This is a genomic window from Hyella patelloides LEGE 07179, from assembly GCF_900659865.1.
Taxonomy (GTDB): Bacteria; Cyanobacteriota; Cyanobacteriia; order Cyanobacteriales; family Xenococcaceae; genus Hyella; species Hyella patelloides.
Genome location: NZ_LR214301.1, coordinates 1 through 1,419, shown reverse-complemented (window position 1 = coordinate 1,419; position 1,419 = coordinate 1). Strand labels below are relative to the sequence as shown.

Sequence of the window (1,419 nt, the reverse complement as noted above, 5' to 3'; positions counted from 1 at the left end):
GGGGGTCAGATGATGATGAAGCCTCTGACGACTACTGGCATTTTCTCGGACAATACGAATAGTTCTTCTGTTTTATTGTGGAATTAGGACTTGTGTTTTGGCTCTGGTTAATGCCGTATACTGTAATTTTTGGCGATCACGCAGTGGCAGGCTTCGCCTGATCGCTACAGCCTCTCATGTCAGCAACATCCAAAAAAACATAATCAATGGTACTGCCTTGTGCCTTGTGTGTAGTTAAACTGTAAGCATAACCCACATCATCAAACATTCTCGACAGGTCATAGTAGTTTTGCCATTGTTTAACTTGCGCCAAGTACTTCACCTGTTTAGTGTACATTTCTTGACTTTCGTGATGAAGTATCGAAAGGGGTTGCTCTTTTCCACAATCGGGTTTAACCATCACTTTCCAATACTTATATATTTGACCGAGAAAGAGTAATTCACACTCTTCTCCAAAGTCAATTACTTGGGCTTCTTCGGAATTATTAATAGCAATTCTCCACTTGTTCTTGCCTTTTTGCCCTGGAGATGCTCTAAATAAGGGTCTTCTGGCTATTAACCTATCTCCTGGTACATAATCAGGCGCATTTTTACCCCATAACTGACTACGAACAAACTTGTTTAAAGATTCTACCGTTTGGTTTCTCCAAGCTAAAAACCTGACGTAATCTGGATTGAGCTTGAATTGTGATGACTCAAAAAGAGCTACTGCCCGTTGTAACCATTCTTTCTGAGGTAAACAAATAATTGTGCGATCACGCAGTGGCAGCCCGAAGGGCTGATCGCTTGTCGTGGTAAATGGATAAAGAATACGAGAATACTGGGGATTGCTGCGGATTTCTTGGGCAACTCGTGCTATTTCTCCATCGTAACGAACTACTTGAGTTAAAGTTGCTGATTGTTGAATTTCATCACTGGTGCTGACAATCGGTTCTCTTTCTCCCACTGGAGGTAATTGTGCCGAATCTCCCACAAAAACTACCTTTGAGAGTAATGAGCTTTTGACCTCTGTCGCGATCTCTTGAAAATTATCTCGATTGAGCATCGAAAATTCATCAACAATAATGATTCCATAACCCGACCAGTCCAATTCTTCTTTGCTTAAGAAAACTTCTCTTCCCGTCTCTTCATCCAGTACTGGCTGCTGCCCCAATAGTTGTGCTACTGTCTTCACGGATAGATTTAATCCCGAATCAGAAGCAATCTGCGCCAGATTCTTAGCTGCTTTATTGGTGGGAGTTGCTGCGACAAAGTTAATGCCCTCGCTGACTAACCACTGAATATAATAAGTTATCAGAACGGTTTTTCCCGTTCCTGCAAATCCCGTCAGTCTGAAGAATTTCTCTTGAGAGATTGTCAAGTTTTTTAGTTGAGATAAGGCTCTTTCTTGGTCTGAAGTTAGAGAGAATTCACCATCAG

At 41.7% G+C, this 1,419-nt stretch carries 1 protein-coding gene; it reads right to left on the bottom strand.

Features of this window, described 5'->3' with window-relative positions; translation table 11 throughout:
• Positions 1-136: 136 nt before the first annotated feature.
• Entirely contained in the window at positions 137-1,360 is a 1,224-nt protein-coding gene (locus H1P_RS33330; RefSeq protein ID WP_246142065.1) for an ATP-dependent DNA helicase, read from the bottom strand.
• Positions 1,361-1,419: the final 59 nt, after the last annotated feature.